Origin of the sequence: Plantibacter sp. T3, assembly GCF_902506515.1 — a bacterium.
Classification (GTDB): domain Bacteria; phylum Actinomycetota; class Actinomycetes; order Actinomycetales; family Microbacteriaceae; genus Plantibacter; species Plantibacter auratus.
Map to the genome: position 1 here is coordinate 3,024,756 of NZ_LR733286.1, position 16,766 is coordinate 3,041,521.

At 65.9% G+C, this 16,766-nt stretch carries 10 protein-coding genes and 1 tRNA gene; 5 read left to right on the plus strand and 6 right to left on the minus strand.

Annotation, left to right across the window (positions count from 1 at the left end; genetic code table 11):
- Positions 1-322 precede the first annotated feature (322 nt).
- From GV015_RS14400 to GV015_RS14410, 3 genes are all read left to right on the plus strand, one after another.
- Positions 323-3,385: a hypothetical protein gene (locus GV015_RS14400; RefSeq protein ID WP_159878985.1), complete on the plus strand. Its 3,063-nt coding sequence runs from the start codon at positions 323-325 to the stop codon at positions 3,383-3,385.
- Between the two features lie 227 nt (positions 3,386-3,612).
- On the plus strand, positions 3,613-4,701 hold the full coding sequence (locus GV015_RS14405) for a hypothetical protein (protein ID WP_159878987.1): 1,089 nt from the start codon (positions 3,613-3,615) through the stop codon (positions 4,699-4,701).
- Between the two features lie 146 nt (positions 4,702-4,847).
- Positions 4,848-9,017, plus strand: a complete 4,170-nt coding sequence (locus GV015_RS14410; protein ID WP_159878989.1) for an NACHT domain-containing NTPase — start codon at positions 4,848-4,850, stop codon at positions 9,015-9,017.
- A gap of 114 nt (positions 9,018-9,131) precedes the next feature.
- Here the strand turns inward: GV015_RS14410 and GV015_RS14415 are convergent, their stop codons facing one another.
- Together GV015_RS14415 and GV015_RS14420 are read right to left on the minus strand one after the other, a co-directional pair.
- Positions 9,132-9,644 (minus strand): 3'-5' exonuclease, encoded by a 513-nt coding sequence (locus GV015_RS14415; protein ID WP_159878991.1) that lies wholly within the window; start codon positions 9,642-9,644, stop codon positions 9,132-9,134.
- Positions 9,645-10,275: 631 nt separating this feature from the next.
- Positions 10,276-10,349: transfer RNA gene (locus GV015_RS14420), tRNA-Pro, on the minus strand.
- 221 nt (positions 10,350-10,570) lie between these two features.
- Here GV015_RS14420 and GV015_RS14425 point away from each other — a divergent pair.
- Positions 10,571-10,771 carry a hypothetical protein gene (locus GV015_RS14425; RefSeq protein ID WP_159878993.1) on the plus strand — a complete coding sequence of 67 codons (201 nt, stop codon included), beginning with the start codon at positions 10,571-10,573 and terminating at the stop codon, positions 10,769-10,771.
- Positions 10,772-10,849: 78 nt separating this feature from the next.
- Here the strand turns inward: GV015_RS14425 and GV015_RS14430 are convergent, their stop codons facing one another.
- The 4 genes from GV015_RS14430 to GV015_RS14445 all read right to left on the minus strand — a co-directional run bounded on the left by GV015_RS14430 (position 10,850) and on the right by GV015_RS14445 (position 15,895).
- On the minus strand, positions 10,850-12,670 hold the full coding sequence (locus tag GV015_RS14430; protein WP_124769471.1) for a long-chain-fatty-acid--CoA ligase: 1,821 nt from the start codon (positions 12,668-12,670) through the stop codon (positions 10,850-10,852).
- A gap of 154 nt (positions 12,671-12,824) precedes the next feature.
- Positions 12,825-14,345 (minus strand): flotillin family protein, encoded by a 1,521-nt coding sequence (locus GV015_RS14435; RefSeq protein WP_064295482.1) that lies wholly within the window; start codon positions 14,343-14,345, stop codon positions 12,825-12,827.
- Positions 14,346-14,391: 46 nt separating this feature from the next.
- Positions 14,392-14,880, minus strand: coding sequence for an NfeD family protein (locus GV015_RS14440; protein WP_159878995.1), 489 nt, complete (start codon positions 14,878-14,880; stop codon positions 14,392-14,394).
- Between the two features lie 100 nt (positions 14,881-14,980).
- The gene (locus tag GV015_RS14445) at positions 14,981-15,895 is read right to left on the minus strand and encodes an NUDIX domain-containing protein (protein ID WP_159878997.1); all 915 of its coding nucleotides are present in this window, start codon (positions 15,893-15,895) and stop codon (positions 14,981-14,983) included.
- Between the two features lie 146 nt (positions 15,896-16,041).
- On the opposite strand from GV015_RS14445, the gene GV015_RS14450 reads away from it, so the two are divergent.
- Entirely contained in the window at positions 16,042-16,689 is a 648-nt protein-coding gene (locus GV015_RS14450; protein ID WP_159879000.1) for a TetR/AcrR family transcriptional regulator, read from the plus strand.
- Positions 16,690-16,766: the final 77 nt, after the last annotated feature.

Below are 16,766 nucleotides of genomic sequence, written 5' to 3' on the forward strand. Positions count from 1 at the left end.
ATGTCACTGATTCTTCTGCGGGCGACGCTGCCACGAGGATGCACGGCGGTTCCCGTGACACCCCGCGGCACGGGCGGCGTCCGATGGCGGCCGCGCGCTCCAGAGGCAAAACACTAGTTGCTGGATCTCTGACTCCGACCTTCGAGATCGGCCGCAGCCCAGGGACGTCTGATCTCCTCGACCACGGCGGGGGACGAGGAGCCTCAGCAAGTCAACGCGCGGTCGTCTGACGCGCCACAAGGAGAGCCATCGCTTCTAGGATGAGGCCAGACGGATCCAGCCCTCAGAGGGCGCGATCGACAATGGGCGGGTGGGGAGAACCATGGCTGACTGGAAACCTCTGTCCCTCGCGTCGCCGCTCTATTCCCCGCCGTCCTTCACAACACCAGCGCCGGTGATTGGGAAGCTCGACGAGCTGCCCTTTACATCCCTGACTTGGGAGAACTTCGAGCGACTCCAACTTCGGATGATGAGAGATGTCGAGGGACTGCGAGACGCCCAGCTCTATGGCGATCGCGGTCAGGCCCAGCTCGGGCTCGACATCGTCGCCCTGGCACCGGACGGAGACGGCGTCGCACTCCAGTGCAAAGACTACAAGCGCTTCTACAAGTCGAATCTCACGGCCGCGATCAAGAAGTTCCGTGACACGAAGCGTCCCTTCGAGGTCAAGCGCCTAATCCTTGGCGTCGCGTGCGCGGTCAAGAGCACCGGCGCAGTCGAGGAACTGGCAGTCCAGCGTAAAGCCCTTTACCCGATCGTCCTCGATCTATGGGACTCCCAGGAGCTCTCAACGTTACTGCGTGATCGTCCCGAGATCGTTATCGAGTACTTCGGTATGCCCACTGCCGAGGCATTCTGCCTGCCGTTCAAGATCGACATCGCACACGTGCCGTCCGCGGACGCGTCTGCTGTCCGCGAGGCGATCGCTCGCACGCCTGAGGTATCAACCGGGGCGCAGGTCTTCTTCGACAAGGCCGCCGCCACTACCGATGCCGCTGACGCGCTCACCCTCATCGAGGAGGGCCAGTCAACTCTCCGAACGGCGGGCTTCGGTCCCCACGCCTCCGCGCACGATAAGGAGCGCGTCAGTCTCCTGGCGGCTGCGGGACGGGCTGATGAGGCGGCGCGTCAGATTCTCGACGACTTCTGGGCGGCACTGGACCAGGGTCTCTCCGTGACCGCCCAGATGACGCAATCTCGACTCGACGAACTGTCGATTCTGGCGACCGACAACGAGACTGTCGCCCTCTATCGCCTGGTTATCGAGACTGCAGTCAATCTGTACCAAAACCCGCTCGGCTACGTTCCAGAAGTTGCGAGCCTGCGGTTGGGAGATCCCTCCGACCAGGCACGTCTCATTCTGTTGGCGGGAGAGACCGCACTCGCCGGCGATCAGTCAGAGTGGCTGACGAAGGCCGTGCCGGCGTTCTCGGAATACTCGCGGCTTCCCGCGATTGATGAGTCACGACGCGTGCGACTCCGCATCCTCGTCGCTGAGTCAACCGATGATTGGACTGAGCTCCTCACTGACGCACAACAGCTGAAATTGGGGTATGGCCTCTCCGGCGTCGTCACTGCGCGGCACGCGCGGAGTCTCGCCTTGCACCAGAAGTTCCTCGAGGCGGATCTTGCGTGGGATGAGGCCTCCGGTTTCGCCTCGTTGGCCTCCCAGTGGGGTGAGGCGTCGACCTGGATCTTCAGCCGACGCGCCTTCCGCTCACGCTGGAACCCATTCACCAGCAACGAGTTGCTCCCTCTGCAGACGGCAGTGCGGGAGATGGGTAGTTCCAGGCCGCTCCTTCCAATATCGGACGGCGCCTACATGGATGCACTCACCGCCCTGAGTGAGGGAAACCTGCGGTCTGCGTCCATCTCCGCTCAGCGCGCGCTACGCGACGCCATCACCACAAGCGACTGGGTGGGCGAGGACCGCGCCCGGCGAGTGCTCGCGTCGATCCTCATCGAGTCGGACGAGCCCGCGCTCGCCGCCCACCACCTGGCACAAATTGGGGCCACGAAGCAGATCGAGACACTCGGCAAGTCGCTTACTCTTGAGTTTCTCGACATCACACCCGACCTCGACGCTCCGAACTATTGGACAGTTGGCGCGACCTACCGACTCCTGGGGGCGCAGGCAGACCTGGTGCCGGACAACCTGGTCGACCACATCGCCACGCACATCACGGCCGAACTCCATGCCGCGGAGAAGGGGACTCACCCTGACCTGCGCTCGTTTGCCACGTCGCGATACAACAATGCGATCAAGGCACTTGCTGGAATCGCTGGACGCCTTGACCTCACGGCCGCGGACGCCGCGCTCACGCATTTCGAGGCACAGCCCGCTGTCGAGGAGAACCGCTACCGGTATCACGATGAAGATGAGGCGCTCACCGTGGCGAGGATCGCGCTCAGCCATCCGAGCTTGGCGCCGCGTGCGATCGCGCACCTCGTTCCCCTCCTGGGACGTGCGCAGGGAGCCCGGAGCGACACCGCTCAGAAAGCGATCGCCACACACGCGGCACTCGCGCACGACACACTTGCCGGACTCGCCGAGGCGGGCAACGACTGGGCCCAGGAGACTCTCGCGCTGGGCGGTCCGAAGGACGTTGACCCGACTGTTGCCGCCGATGCACTCGCGCGGCTCACCACGCCGCTCACCCATGTGAAGGGCGTCTACAGTGTCGGCACGGGCGCGGTGGGAGACTCCCTTCTCGTCCGCCACCTCGATGCAGAGACACTTAACGCGGCCATCACGGAGCTGCTCGTCCGAGGGGATCATCCGCATCTCAGTTCCAGCGACCGCGGCGACTATCTGGTGGCCGCGAGCAACCTCGCGGCCCACCTCGATGAGGCGCAGCGGATCGGGCATTTCACGACCGCAATGCGTCTCGCTGTCTCCCCCGTGCCCTCAGAGCACGATGAGATGAATCAGCAGTTCACCCATAAGCTCGGCGGCCTCCGAATGAATGGCATGCCTCAGGGCAGCCGCGGACAGGCACTGGCGCTGGCTGCCACGCTCGCTTCGACTGATGCTGAGCACGAAGAGGTGAGGCGCGTCGTTTACTCGCTGTTGGGCGAGAACGCGGATTACTGGCCAACGATCGCGCTCCAAAGACTCGGTGACACCGTGAAGGATGATCTGACGTTCCTCGCCGTGCAGGGTTGGGCGATCCGCAGTCTGGTCGCATTGCGGTGGGCTGAACATGGCGAGCCAGAGCATTTAGGCCCGAGGCTTGCGCGAGACCCCGATGTCCGCGTTAGGCGAGCTCTCGCCCGAGCGCTCGCTCAAGAGCCCGACGACACCCATGCCGACGCCAGGGACATACTGGCCGCCGACCCCGCCTACAGTGTCCGAACGGCACTCAAGGAAGCTCCAGCGCCCTAAACACGCCTATCTCATCGCGCTGAAGTCGTTGAACAGCTCCCCGAGACTTCCCTCCTCCGTGTCGGAGGCCCATGTCACTATGAGTGGGTGAGCGACCAACAGATGGACTGGACCGAGGAAGGCGACGCCCTGGTGACCCACAAGTCCCTCCCCGACAGGCATCCCTCGCTTTTCGTGGATGTCTTTCACACTGGCCAGAATAGTGAGCAGATGTCGAAGGGAGCCCGATGCACCTCCACCTACGCGCAGACAGCATCCATCTGAGCAAGAGCCACGCTAAGGCGCTCGATGACGAGTTCTTCCTCTCTCACCCAGCCGCGTACTTTGCCTCGCGGATTTCATCGCTGCTTGCCACAGAGCACAGTGCGGCGGTGCCGACGCCTGGCGACGAACCGGAGTTCTTTGCAGCGCTCGGGCTGTCGAAGACCGACTCGTTGCTCGCGTTCGACGAACAGGATCGTCGGCTTCAACTAGCGGTCGAGGCGCTCAGCCTGCGCCACCAGGCGGCTGAAGCGCTGCTCCGGTTCATGTACGCCGTGACAGCCGCGAAGCCGAAAGAAGGCGACTCGCCCAGCACATGGCTTCTCGTTGCGGATAGCCCCAACGCCCTCATCGATGTCGTCCAGAAGACCATGGCCGCTGTAAACAGCGATGAGGAGCTGTTCCTGCGATGCCTCTTCACGCCTGGTACCCGCGTCGACGAGAAGGTGGCCGCCGCGGCAGACACCGCCGTGGCGTGGGTGAACCACGCGAGCTCCCTCTTGACCGGCGACGAGTTGTCGGTCAACGCGGCGCACAACAAGGTGAAGCATGGCCTTGCGGTGAGCACGCGCGGCGACGTCCGCATCGAGTTCATCACCACGCCGCCCAATGACCTCGGCCAGATCCCGCTCAGCGCGTTCGGCGAAGGGAAGTCTGTGCCGATCTTCGACCGCCCGATGCTGACGTACCTCAGCCGCCCACACACAAACCCCAAGCAGGGCCTGGAGGCCATCTCGCTGAGGGTCGATGTGCCGGTTGTGCTCGCCGAAGCGTGGATGATTGCGAACGTCTATGCCGCGATGTTCCATGCTCGGGCACGGCGCCACTTTGGCGACGACCTGCCCGAAGGAGTGGCCCCCTATCCCACGCTTGTCATCGGACGGCTCCCCGAGCATGTGATTGGCGGACGGCCGCTCGGGTATCGGGAGGCCGTGACTCTGCCACCCGATGGCACGACCGCACCTCGCAAGTCCGGTCTGTTCTTCCAAGGCAGCTTCATCCCGATGGACGTGGACTACGGCAGCAAGGTGAGCGGGGTCGTGGTTGAGGGCTAGCGAATGGTTTTGGTACCACTCGACTCACTGCAAATGAAGGAGATATCGGCAATGATCCGGACAAGTCCGTGCGCGGATCCGCTGGACGACAATAGAGGAGCTGAGAAGCGAGCTCGCCAGCTTGTCCAGCACAGCGAAGGGACCGTATGAACATTCCGGATCTCGACTTCGCGCGCGTACGGTCGCTGGGCGCCGGAGGCCAGCGCGACGGATACGAGCAATTGATCTGCGAGCTGGTCGCGCAAGGGCCCCCGGACGCCGACGCGAAGTTCGTATCTCTTCACGGAGCCGGAGGCGATGGGGGCGTCGAGTGCTACTGGACCCTTCCCGACGGCACCGAGCAAGGCTGGCAAGCGAAGTACTGGACCAGCCACACTGCCGTCGACAAGTCGCAGCTTGACACCTCCGTCAAAGCCGCCCTCACCAACCACCCGAATCTCACCAGGTACACCATCACCATCCCCGCCGATCCGACCGGCCGCACGAGCGGCAATGGGAAATCGCTGCTGGAGAAGATAAACGACCCCGGTGGCTGGCTCGACGGCTGGCAGACGATGGCGGCCGACCGCGGCATGACCGTCACCTTCGAGTTCGAATGGGCAACGAACACCGCCGCACGTCTAACCCGCTTGGACGCCTCCGGCGCCCAGCGACGGTACTGGTTCGACGCCGACGTTCTCTCCCAACAGTGGTGGATCGACCGACTTCAGGAAGCGACCGACGCTGCCAGGCCTCGGTACACCCCAGAGCTGAACGTGGACGTTCCCGCCGCTCGAAGCATCGCCGCGCTCTGTTCTGACGATGAGTGGTGGCAGATCATCCTCCGCCAGGTCGACGAACTCGCGGAGTCGACACGACGACTGCAGCACGCCGGAGACGGTGCAACCGCCGCCGATCTGGACGCCGCCCACCGTGCCGCTACGGCCGTCATCGACGCCCTTAAGACATGGGAGCGCACCCCGACCGACGCTGAGTTCCGCGCGCTCGAGCAGACACTACATACCGCCGCCACTGTGGTCAGGGATCAGGAAGCCCTCGAGGTCGATCGGATGAACGCCACACACGAAAACTGGGACACCGCGGGTTGGAGGCAGTACCAGAGCGAATACATGGTCCAGTTCCCGGCCGAAGCCGTCGATGCTCTCCGTGACGTGGGCGGGAAACTCGCAACTGCGACCGAGCTCCTCATCAGCCCCCTCGGAACGCTCGCCAGCTCGCAAGTTGCGCTGATGACCGGACCCGCTGGCATCGGCAAGACCTACCTCGCCCTCGATGCCGCGACCCGGCGCCTTCAGAAAGGTCGACCCAGCATCGTGATGCACGGTCGCTGGTTCAATGACCACGACCCACTCACCCACCTCCGCGACTTTCTCCAGATGCCAGCCGACCTGACCAGCGAGGAGACCATCGCTCTCCTGGACCAAAGCGCGCGCGCCGCAGGAGCACCCGCCCTGCTCGTCATCGACGCGCTCAACGACACCCGCCCCCGGTCGGTTTGGCGGGACAACCTCGACCGCCTCATCTCCATCGTCAGCAGATACCCGCACGTTCGGTTGCTGCTGACCGCACGCACCCACTACGTCAACCAGGTCCTCCCGCCCGGCATGTCCATTCCCCGATTCGAACACACGGGATTCGAAGGCGTCGAGTTCGAGGCGGTCAGCGAATACGCCGCGTTCTACGGCCTCGAGCCTCCGACGTCACCACCGATCCACGGCGAGTTCGATAACCCGCTCTACCTCCGGTTAGTCTGCGAAGCGCTGCAATCCGATGGCCGCCTCTCGCTCGACCAGGCCAACATGGGGCTGGGCGAGCTCACCAAAATGGTCCTCGACCACGCGAACGAGGCCGTCAGCAACCGCATCGACGCATCAGTGTCCGACCAGATCGTTCACCGCGCGATGCACGACCTGGCCGGCGCTATCGCAGACCAGGACGGCGCCCCGCTCACCCGCCTCGCCGCGCAGGCGGTGCTGAACCCGATCTGGTCCGATAACAGTGTGGAGAAGTCCCTGCTCGATGGACTCATCGCGCAAGGTCTTGTCGAGGAAGACGTTATCCCGGACAGCAGCCCTTACGGCACCGACATCATCACCATCACCTTCGAGCGCATCGGCCACCACTTGATCGTCTCCGACGCTCTCGCGCACGTGAACGACGCGGATGGCGTCCGCACTCAGCTGTCCGGTCGCCTCGGAGAGCTCATCGGACTCGATACGACCATCGACGTCGGACTCCTCGAAGCGGTCTCGGTGGTCGTCGCCGAACGCTTCGGGCTCGAGCTAACCGCCTTCACTGTCGAGATCCCCGACACCGCCGCCCGCGACGCTGCCGTTATCGCCGGCACGGCCTGGCGAGCTGTGTCCTCCATCACTCCCGAAACGGGCAGCATCATCACCAACGCTTTGCGCCGCCGTGAGACCTTCGACGCGGGCCTCACGATGCTATTCAGGCTCGCAGCTCGCCCTGGCCACCCACTCAACGCCGACTTCCTCCACGAGTTCCTCAGCGGACTCACCATGGCGGCCCGTGATCAATTTCTGGCCGGGTGGCTGCACACAAGTCACGGCACCAGCGGAGCGGTCGACCGTCTCATCCGCTGGGGAGGTGAGAAACCGCTCGACCAGGTCGGCGCGGAAACCACACGCTTGTGGGTCACCGCACTGCTGTGGGCAACTAGCGCGACGGATCGTCGCGTTCGCGAGCCAGCCACCATCGCCGCAGCCCGCCTGCTCGCGCGCCATCCTCACCAATCCGCCGCCCTGCTCGAACGATTCTGCATCGTCGACGACGAGTGGGTCGTCGAACGCGCGCTTCAGGTCTCCTACTCGGCGCTGCTGTCCAGCGGCAGCGGCGCGGACTGGACTGCAGCGGCCAGCGTCGTCTGGGCCGCATTCTTCGCACCCTCCGCAGACCTGACCCCCAACGCTGCCGTTCGCGACGCCGCACGCTGCATCCTCGAAGCGGCACACGATCGCGGAGCGCTCCCCGCAGACGTCACGCCCAACCGTTTCCGACCCCCTTACAGCAGCACTTGGCCGCTGACGTGGCCAACGGAAGACGACATTGCCCCTTACGACAACACCGACTACCCGAAGCTCGTGCGCTCCACCACGGCCGACGACTTCTTCATTTACCAACTCAAGCACGAGCTCCTTGATCGGCCAGGTGTTGACGTCGCAGCCGGCGCGCGATGGGTGGTCGCAGAGGTCATCCGGTTCGGATACCAACCCCACCTGCATTCGAATTTCGACGGCTACGTGCTGGGGAAGTACGGGCCGGGACGCGGGAAGCCAAAGTGGATCGAACGGATCGGCAAGAAGTACCAGTGGATCGCACTCAACCGGCTTGTCGGGCATCTATCCGACCACGCACCGAAGACACGAAACTCCTGGGAAGCCCCTCCGCCGGCAGTTCCTGGACCCGAATCCTCCATCGTCCGGCAGGTCGACCCCACAGTGACCGAGTTTGAACCCGCGAGCGATGCGGCCCGCCCCTGGGTGCCGGCCTACAACTGGGACGCGAAGATTGGGAGAACTGACGCCCAATGGGTGGCTGATGACTCCGACCTGCCCACTGTCGATGTCACCTCCGCCGAACGAGACGGACGCCCCTTCATCGTTGTGTCGGGCTCATACAGCTGGGACCTCACCGGCGACACCACGAAGCGCACCCACCAGGTCTGGGCCAACCTCTACACCCACGTGGTGAGCACCGACGATCTTCCCGTCGCCCTTGGCGAACTCGAAGGACGGGACTTGATCAACGGCCTTGGGATGTCTCGGCTCCCCGCGAGCTACAACGGGTACGTCGGCGAGTACCCATTCGGGCACCACCACGGCGAGACGCTGAGTGTCGTGAAGCACGAGTGGACGGACCCACTCACCGTTCCGACGCGACCCGCAGTGTGGGAGCTGCTCGGCGAGAACGAGTACGCGCCAGGAAACCTCGAAACAATCTCGTTCGATGCCCCCGCTCCTGAGTTCTTTGGACCCGCACCGGGCATCCTCCACTGGAACGGCCGTAACGGGTGGACCGACGCGAGCGGCCAACTCATCGCTGTTCTGCGGCACTCTGTCAACGTAGGCCAGAACGAGCTCCTGATGGACGCCCACTTCCTGCAGGACTGGCTCACCGCGGAGCGGAAGTCGCTGATCTGGGTCGAGAACACGGGAAAGGACGTGTACCGGGAGATGGGTTGGCGCAAGTCCTATCCGGGAGCGCTCGTTCGTTCCCAGGTCAGGGCGTGGACCCCGGGACAGGACCTGCGCACCGTTTCACCGGGATGGCAGCGCATACCCGCCCGCGAGGACTGATATCGCGATCGGCTCGACTTTTTTCCAACAAGGAGCATCGATGCCTCCTTTAGTAGCTCGAAGCCTTCACGAACAAGGGGCTCCTCGTCCGAGGCTCGCTTGAGCTTCTCGACATCAACGACGTGAAGCTTCGAGCCTTTCCGGATCGAACGGGCTGTGCGGGACGACAGCGCAGGGTTCATCGGCATACCCAAGCGACTCCTCATGTGATGGCGAATCCTCGCGGCAGTGGGCGTTCGCGCCTTCCGGCTTTGTTCGGTGGCGCGCTGTCGTCAGGACGAGCTCATCCTTCGCCCGTGAGATAGCCACGAAGAACTCGGCCTTCACGTCGGCTTCCTTTTTGCCCCAGAAGAACTGGGGCTCAACGTCGAAAACGATGACCTTCTCGAACTCCATGCCCTTGCATTTGTGCACAGTCAAGATCCGGACGGCATCTTCTGCCGACAGGCGGTCGAGCGCGGCGACCGACTCACCGTCGACCGCCAGCTCGCGCTTGAAGCCACCGGCGGGTTCCTTCATCACGTCCTTGAGCCGCGAGCCCTGCTGATACGAAGGCGACAGCGCATTGAGCGCCGGACGCGTAACGAACTTGACGAACGAGTTGATGAGCGGCTTCCACTCAAACAAGTGGAACCGTGGTGGAAAGACAACGCCCCTATAACGGCCGCCCGCGCGGCCACGCGGCATGCGTTCGACGTGCAGCCGACCCCGTGGAGCTTGCGATTGAGGGGAGCATGGTCGCCGCGACGAGCAAAACTGTCTTATCAGGTTCATTGGTGACTGCTGCCACTCAGCGCGAAGCATAGTCGACTCACAATCGTCGGCTGCTTCCGCTGCGGTGACCGGCGCCGGAGCCCTCAACAGATCAGTCCAGCGCGCGGCTACCAGCCGCATTTTCGACCGCTGGTCGCCGCCGCCCTGCCGCTCTGCCATGGTGAAGACCCGTCTTCTGCGCCTACTGGAGGCACCGCCGATGGACACCGATGACATCCCGCCCGATCTACCGCAAGATGCAAGCCTTCAACTGAGCACATCTCCGTCGCTTTCAGCTCCGCTCTCGCCAGCTCATTCCATTTCAATGGTGCTGGAGCCTCGCGCACCAGGACTCGTCCAAGTTCCGGCTCTTCACAACGCCATCGTTGTAGCGTCGGGCAGGGTCCCGTCAACAGCCCGCGAATGCTTCGTTTGACCCCTCCGAAGAAAGCTACGAAAACGACGAAGCCCTGGTGGGAAGTCCATCCACACCAGGGCTTTTCTGTCGGGCTGACAGGATTTGAACCTGCGACCCCTTGACCCCCAGTCAAGTGCGCTACCAAGCTGCGCCACAGCCCGATGCCATCTCCGCGGGCGGAGAAGACAACTCGAACAGTCTAGCGGATTCCGAGAGCGCTCCGTGACACGGCGCTGGCGACCACGGCCCGGCTCAGACATGCCGCACTCGTCGGGTGGGAGGTCTCCCCTGCCCGCCCCCGCACGGGGCACGCTACCGTGACTCGTCCGCGCCCGCGTGACAGGACGAACCGACCGACCCGGTCACCCGACGAAGGACCACCATGCGCTACAGCCACTACTGGAAAGAGGTCCGCGTCGCGGCCCTCACCGCCCTGCCCGTCGCGATCGTCTCCGGCTTCGTGCAGGTCAGCCGCAACACCCCGATCGACGACGCCATCATCGGCGGCGCCATCACCTTCGTCGCCCTGTCACTGCTCATCCCCGTCGTGCGTCACTGGCTGCACCCCGAGTCCCGCGGCTGACCACCGCGGCACAATCAGACGCCTCCAGGACGCGTCCCACGATGTGCCGAGAGGTCCGGGCAGGTGCCCGGACAGGCGCTACTCAGCCTTGCGATCCGCGACGAGCTGGTCGCGCACCTTGCGACGCAGCACCTTGCCGATGAGTGACGTCGGCAGCTCGTCGAGCTGCACGACCCGCTTCGGCACCTTGTACGCCGTGAGGCGGGTCCGGCAGTAGTCGCGCAACGAGCCGGCGTCGAACACCGTTCCGGCACGCATGACCACCGCGGCCGTCACATCCTCGCCACCGGAATCGCGCGGCAGGCCGACCACGGCGGCCGACTCGACGTCCGGGTGCGACAGGAGCGTCTCCTCCACCTCGGACGGGCTCACGTTGAACCCGCCGGTGATGATGAGCTCCTTCACCCGGTCGATGACCGTCACGAAGCCGTCCGCCGACACCGTCACGATGTCGCCGGTCCGCAACCAGCCACCCTCGAGCAACGCCTCGCGCGACTCGTCCGGACGACCCCAGTACCCCTGGAAGACCTGCGGGCCACGAAGCAGCAGCTCGCCCGACTCCCCCGCCGCACGATCCACCGTCGGGTTCTCGGGATCGACGACGCGGATCTCGGTGCTCGGGAACGGCACACCCACGGTGCCCGGCCGACGCGACGGACCGATCGGGTTGCCGAGCGCAACCGGCGACGATTCCGTCATCCCGTAGCCCTCGACGAGGAGACCGCCGGTCGCCTCCTCCCACCGCGTGACCGTCGACACCGGGAGGCTCATCGCCCCGGAGATCGCGAAGCGGACACTCGTGAGGTCGACGCCCTTGCGGCTCGAAGCACGCGACAGCGCGTCGTAGATGGGTGGCACCGCCGGCAGGAACGTCGGCGGGGACTTCTTCGCCGCCGTGAGCACCAGCTCCAGGTCGAACTTCGGGAACAGCACGAGCCGCGCCCCGATGCTCATGGCGAACGTCAGGCACAGCGTCATGCCATAGGCGTGGAACAGCGGCAGCACCCCGTAGAAGACCTCGCCGCCCTCGCTCAGGCCAGGCACCCAGGCGCGTCCCTGCTCGGCGTTCGCCCGCAGGTTGCGGTGCGTCAGGATGGCACCCTTCGGTGCCCCGGTCGTCCCACTCGTGTACTGCAGGAGCGCGGTGTCGTCGAGCGTCGGACGCACGACCCGCTTCGACAGCTTCCGACCGCCGATCAGACGTTCCCACGGAAGCACGTGCTTCGCCGACGGGGTCGCGGTCATCGCCGCACGCGACTCGCGCGCACGCTTCACCGGCAACCGGAGCGCCAGACGCTTCGACAACGGCAGAGCCTGAGTGATGTCGACGGACACGATCCGGCCGCGCATCACGTCGGCCGGGAGGTCGGCCACGAGGTCGTAGACCTTGTCCCACACGATCGCGACGTGCGCGCCGTGGTCCTCGAACTGATGCCGCAGCTCGCGAGCCGTGTAGAGCGGGTTGTGCTCGATGACCGTCGCGCCGAGCCGGAGCGCCGCGTAGAACGCGACGACGTGCTGCGGGCAGTTCGGCAGCACGAGCGCCACGCGGTCACCCGGCTTCACGCCGAGCTTGCGGAGCCCCTCGGCCGCTCGCGCGACCTGTTCGCCGAGCTCGCTGTAGCTCGTCTCGGCACCGAAGAATTCCAGAGCGATGCGATCACCGAAGCGCTTCACCGAGGTGTCGAGCAGGTCGACGAGCGTCTCGGTGACCTCGTCGATGTCGGCGGGCACGCCACTGGCGTAGGACGACAGCCACGGCCGCTCGGCCAGACGCTGACGCTGTGCCTCGCCAGCCTCGGTCGGCTCCGACGACTGCTCGCCCTCGCGCTGCTCGGCTGTGTTTCCTCGATGGTCCACGACGATCCTCCAGATGACACCCGTGCGCACCGCACGCATGCCTCCACCCTAGGCGGGCGCGTATGCCCGACCGGGGATGCGACCGGACCGCTTGACAAGCTCCAAAGCGACACCGGTGAATCGCCCGAGGAGTCGTGGAACAACGCCAGAAGCCGGCCACCCGAAGGCGACCGGCTCCCGATGGTCCAGCGACTCAGACGGCGTCGGGTGACGCGGGCGTCTTCGGCTGACGCTTCGCGGCCGCAGCCGCGTTGTCGGACATCGCCTGCTGGAGGTTCTCCCCCAGCGCGCCACCGGCGACCCCGCCCAGGAGGGCGGACAGGTCGAGCCCGGTGATGTCCTTGACGACCTTCGGAACCTCGCTGACCACCTGGCCGACCGTCTTCGTGACGGCCGACGCACCCTCGGTCGAGATGACCGTGAGATTCGAGATGTTGCCGAGCGGCTCGGACACGGCTCGCGTGATCTCGGGCAGACGGGCGATGATCTCGGACGCGAGCCCGGCCTCACCGTACTTCTTCAGTGCCTCGGCCTTCGCGTCGATCGCCTCGGCCTCGGCCAGACCCTCCGCGGCCACAGCCGACGCCTTCGCGTCACCCTGCGCGCGGATACCCTCGGCCAGCGCGATCTGCTTGTCGCGCTCAGCGGTACCGGCGAGACGCACGGACTCCGCAGCCGCCTGGGCGTCCTGCACCGCCGCGACCTTGTTCGCCTCGGCGATGGTCTTGCGCTTGAACGCGTCGGCTTCCGTTGCGGCATTGGCCGCATCTCGGGCCGCCTGCGCGCGCTGGACCGTCGCGTACGCGTCGGCTTCGGCCGGCTTGCGTACCTCGATGTCGAGGCGCTCCTGCTCCACCTTCGCCTTCTCGGCGAGCGCCTCACGCTCCTGCTCCGCGACCAGGCGGTCCTGCTGTGCCGTGGCGAGCTGACCGGAGGCCTCGGCCTCGGCGTTCGCGCGGTCGGTCTCCGCCTTGATGGTCGCCTGCTTGAGGCTCAAGGCCTTCTGGCGCTCCGCGACCTGCTCCGCCGCTTCGATCCGCGCGAACTCGGACGCACGAGCGGTCTCGGCCTCCTTGATCTCCGCGTTCTGCCGGGCGAGCGCGTTCTCCGCTCGACCGAGGTCGGCGAGGTAGTTGGTGCCCGGCGTCGAGATGTCGGAGATGTTCAGCAGGTCGACCTGGAGGCCCTGCTCGGCGAGATCCGTCTTGGTCGCCTCGACCACCGCTTCGGACAGGGCGTTGCGGTTGGAGATGATCTCCTTGATCGGCATGTTCCCGATGATGGAACGCAGCGAGCCTTCGAGGGACTGCTGGATGATCTGCGTCAGCGACCCCTGCTGCGAGAGGAAGCGCTGCGCGGCACGGCGCACACCCTCCGGCGTGCCGGAGACCTTGAAGTTCACGCTCGCCTGGATGGCGACCTTGATGAAGTTGGTGTCGACGCCCTCCACGACGATGCCGATCTGGCGCTGCTCGAGCGAGATCGGGAAGCCCTGCTGCAGGATCGGCCAGATGAACACCCGCCCACCGATGACGACGCGCTGACCGCCATCGGGCTCACCCGTCTTGGCGCCGGCCCCCCGACCGACGATGACGAGCGCCTGGTTCGGCGGTACGCGCTTGATCCGTCCGGCGACGAACGCGACGATCGCGAGCGCCACCACGACGAGTGCGATCACGGCGATCACCGTGATGTTGGTGGTGATGAAGTCCATAGGGCAGGTGCCTTCCCCTCGAGGGCGTGCTGGTGGATGGATGGAATCAGGGCTGCGTGCCGGCAGCTGCTCCGCTCGACGCGGGTTCGACCTTCACGCGGGAACCCTGGAGCTCGACCACGCGGATCCGACTGCCGGTCTCGATCCGGGTGTCGGAGAAGGCGAGGCGCGTCTCGATCTCGTGCGGACCGTCGAGGCTGACTTCGCCGAAGGAAGCCGAGATGGTCGACCGGGCGACGCCGTAGAGGCCGAGCGGTGAACTCGGCGCGCCGTCCTCCGAGCGCTTGAAACTCCGGATCATCAGCTGCACGCCGACGAGCACGAGGACACCGATGACGGCCGAGATGACATACGCGGACCAGGGAGGTAGCCCGTTCGCGAGCACGATCGCGCCGACCGCACCGAAGACGGTGAACGCGCTCCCGAGCGCGGTGGCCGAGACGGCCCCGTCCAGGAAGTCGAAGATCTCACCGAAGACCAGGGAGATGAGGACGATCACGAGACCGACGGCGCCGACGATGATGAACAGGGTCATGGCACCAACCCTACTGAACGCCCAGGCGACGTGCAGGAAAGCGGTCTCCCGTGATGGCGGCGACGGGCTGCGGGCTCCTGTGGAGCGACTGCCGCTGCCCTCAGACCGTTGCGTCGAGCAGGTCCGTCAGCCAGCCGGCACCGCGCGTCGTCGCGCCCAGCCCCTCGACGCGTTCCCGCAGCTCACGGTCCGAGGTGACCACGACGACCGCGCCGTCGAGCCCACGGACGACGTCCACGATCGCGTCGTCGCCACTCCCCGCCGCGTCGACGACCGAGACGCCCGCTCGCAGCTCATGCCCGGGCTCTCGCACGTCATCATCGGTGTGGGCACCGCGGGCCTGTCCTTCGACGACGGCGACGCAGGCCGGCCACCAGCGGTTGAAGTCGAGGTCGAGCGCCTGGGCGTCGAGGCCCTCGTGTGCGAGACGGCCGAGTCGCGCGACGAACCGCTGCGCGGCTCCGGCACGATCCTTCCACCACCCGTCCGGTCGCGAGCCGACGACATTCGCGACGTCGACGACGACCGTGACGCGGCGCTCGAGCTGCGACCGCAGGCCCGGCCACGAATCGGCGAAGCCGGGGTGCAACGGCAACGTCTCGACCTCGGCGAGCGGCACCCAGGCGAGGGCGATGCTCTCCGGGTCGGAGACCACGGGTTCGAACGGCTCGACCGCCTCGACGATCACCGTCGTGTACGACCAGAACCCGAGATCGAGCACGGAGTCGAACCGCAGCTCGATCGACTCGGCGGGGACTCCCGCCTCCTCGTGGGACTCGCGGACCGCGCCGTCGACGGCACTCTCGAACTGGTGACGCGCACCGCCCGGGATGCCCCAGGTGCCGCCGAAGTGGCTCCAACCGGCCCGATGCTGCAGCAGCACGCCGCGCTCTCGATCGTGCACCAGGAGTCCGGCTGCACCGAACCGCCCCCAGTACTTCCGGCCGTCTCCGGATTCGACCCAGGCATCCCCGGCGTCCCGGACGGGGCCGCCGGGAGGATGCGCATCAGTCATTGGACCAGCCTGGCACGAAACGCTGTGCGCCACCCCCTTGGTCAGGGTCATCTCCACCGCACGTGCGGAATATGTTATATATTGAACTCCAGTATTGCATCGGCCGCGCTCGCGCCCGCCGCACCGAACCCACGTGAAGGACCCTCATGGATGCACGTCAACGCCGGACGCGGGCACGGCTCGCGCGCACGATCCTGCAACTCGCCGCAGAACGCCCCACCTCCGAGATCTCCGTCTCGGAGATCGCCGCACGCGCCGGCATCAACCGATCGACCTTCTACCAGCACGCGGCGGCGCCGTGCGAGCTGCTCGAATCGGTCCTCGCCGAGGAGCTCACCGAGCTGAGCATGACGCACCTGGCGACCGTCTCCGCGGACGACGCCCCGGCGGCGATCACCCGGGCCACGGTCGCCGCGCTCCGCCACATCGACGAGCGCGCCGACATCTACCGCGTCGGTCTCGGCGACGACCTCATCGGCGCGAGTCTGCAGCCCATGCTCAACCGGGTCTTCACCTCGACGGTGCTCGACATCTTCGAGCGCGGGGCGATCACCCTGCCCCACGCCGAATGCCTGAGCGAGGAGCAGCGCGAGTTGTTCATGCGATCGGCAGCGCACTTCGTCGCCGCGGGCTCCGTCGCGAGCTTCCGCGTCTGGCTCGACACCCCAGCACCACGCGACGTCGAGTCGTTCCTCGAGGTCATCCGCGAACTGCTCCCGAGCTGGTGGCCGTTCGAGACCGAACACGGGCCCGCCCTGGCGCCCGCCGACGAATCCGCCCTCGCTCGCTCCTGATCACGTCTCGACCAGGACGACGAAGGCCCGGGACCACTCCATGGAATGGTCCCGGGCCTTCGTCGTCGCCGCCCGAG

What these genes read in the sequence shown, in the direction of transcription:
- GV015_RS14400 (WP_159878985.1), top strand. Translation starts at nt 323, where the DNA reads ATGGCTGACTGGAAACCTCTGTCCCTCGCGTCGCCGCTCTATTCCCCG.
- GV015_RS14405 (WP_159878987.1), top strand. Translation starts at nt 3,613, where the DNA reads ATGCACCTCCACCTACGCGCAGACAGCATCCATCTGAGCAAGAGCCAC.
- GV015_RS14410 (WP_159878989.1), top strand. Translation starts at nt 4,848, where the DNA reads ATGAACATTCCGGATCTCGACTTCGCGCGCGTACGGTCGCTGGGCGCC.
- GV015_RS14425 (WP_159878993.1), top strand. Translation starts at nt 10,571, where the DNA reads ATGCGCTACAGCCACTACTGGAAAGAGGTCCGCGTCGCGGCCCTCACC.
- GV015_RS14430 (WP_124769471.1), bottom strand. Translation starts at nt 12,670, where the DNA reads ATGCGTGCGGTGCGCACGGGTGTCATCTGGAGGATCGTCGTGGACCAT.
- GV015_RS14435 (WP_064295482.1), bottom strand. Translation starts at nt 14,345, where the DNA reads ATGGACTTCATCACCACCAACATCACGGTGATCGCCGTGATCGCACTC.
- GV015_RS14440 (WP_159878995.1), bottom strand. Translation starts at nt 14,880, where the DNA reads ATGACCCTGTTCATCATCGTCGGCGCCGTCGGTCTCGTGATCGTCCTC.
- GV015_RS14445 (WP_159878997.1), bottom strand. Translation starts at nt 15,895, where the DNA reads ATGACTGATGCGCATCCTCCCGGCGGCCCCGTCCGGGACGCCGGGGAT.
- GV015_RS14450 (WP_159879000.1), top strand. Translation starts at nt 16,042, where the DNA reads ATGGATGCACGTCAACGCCGGACGCGGGCACGGCTCGCGCGCACGATC.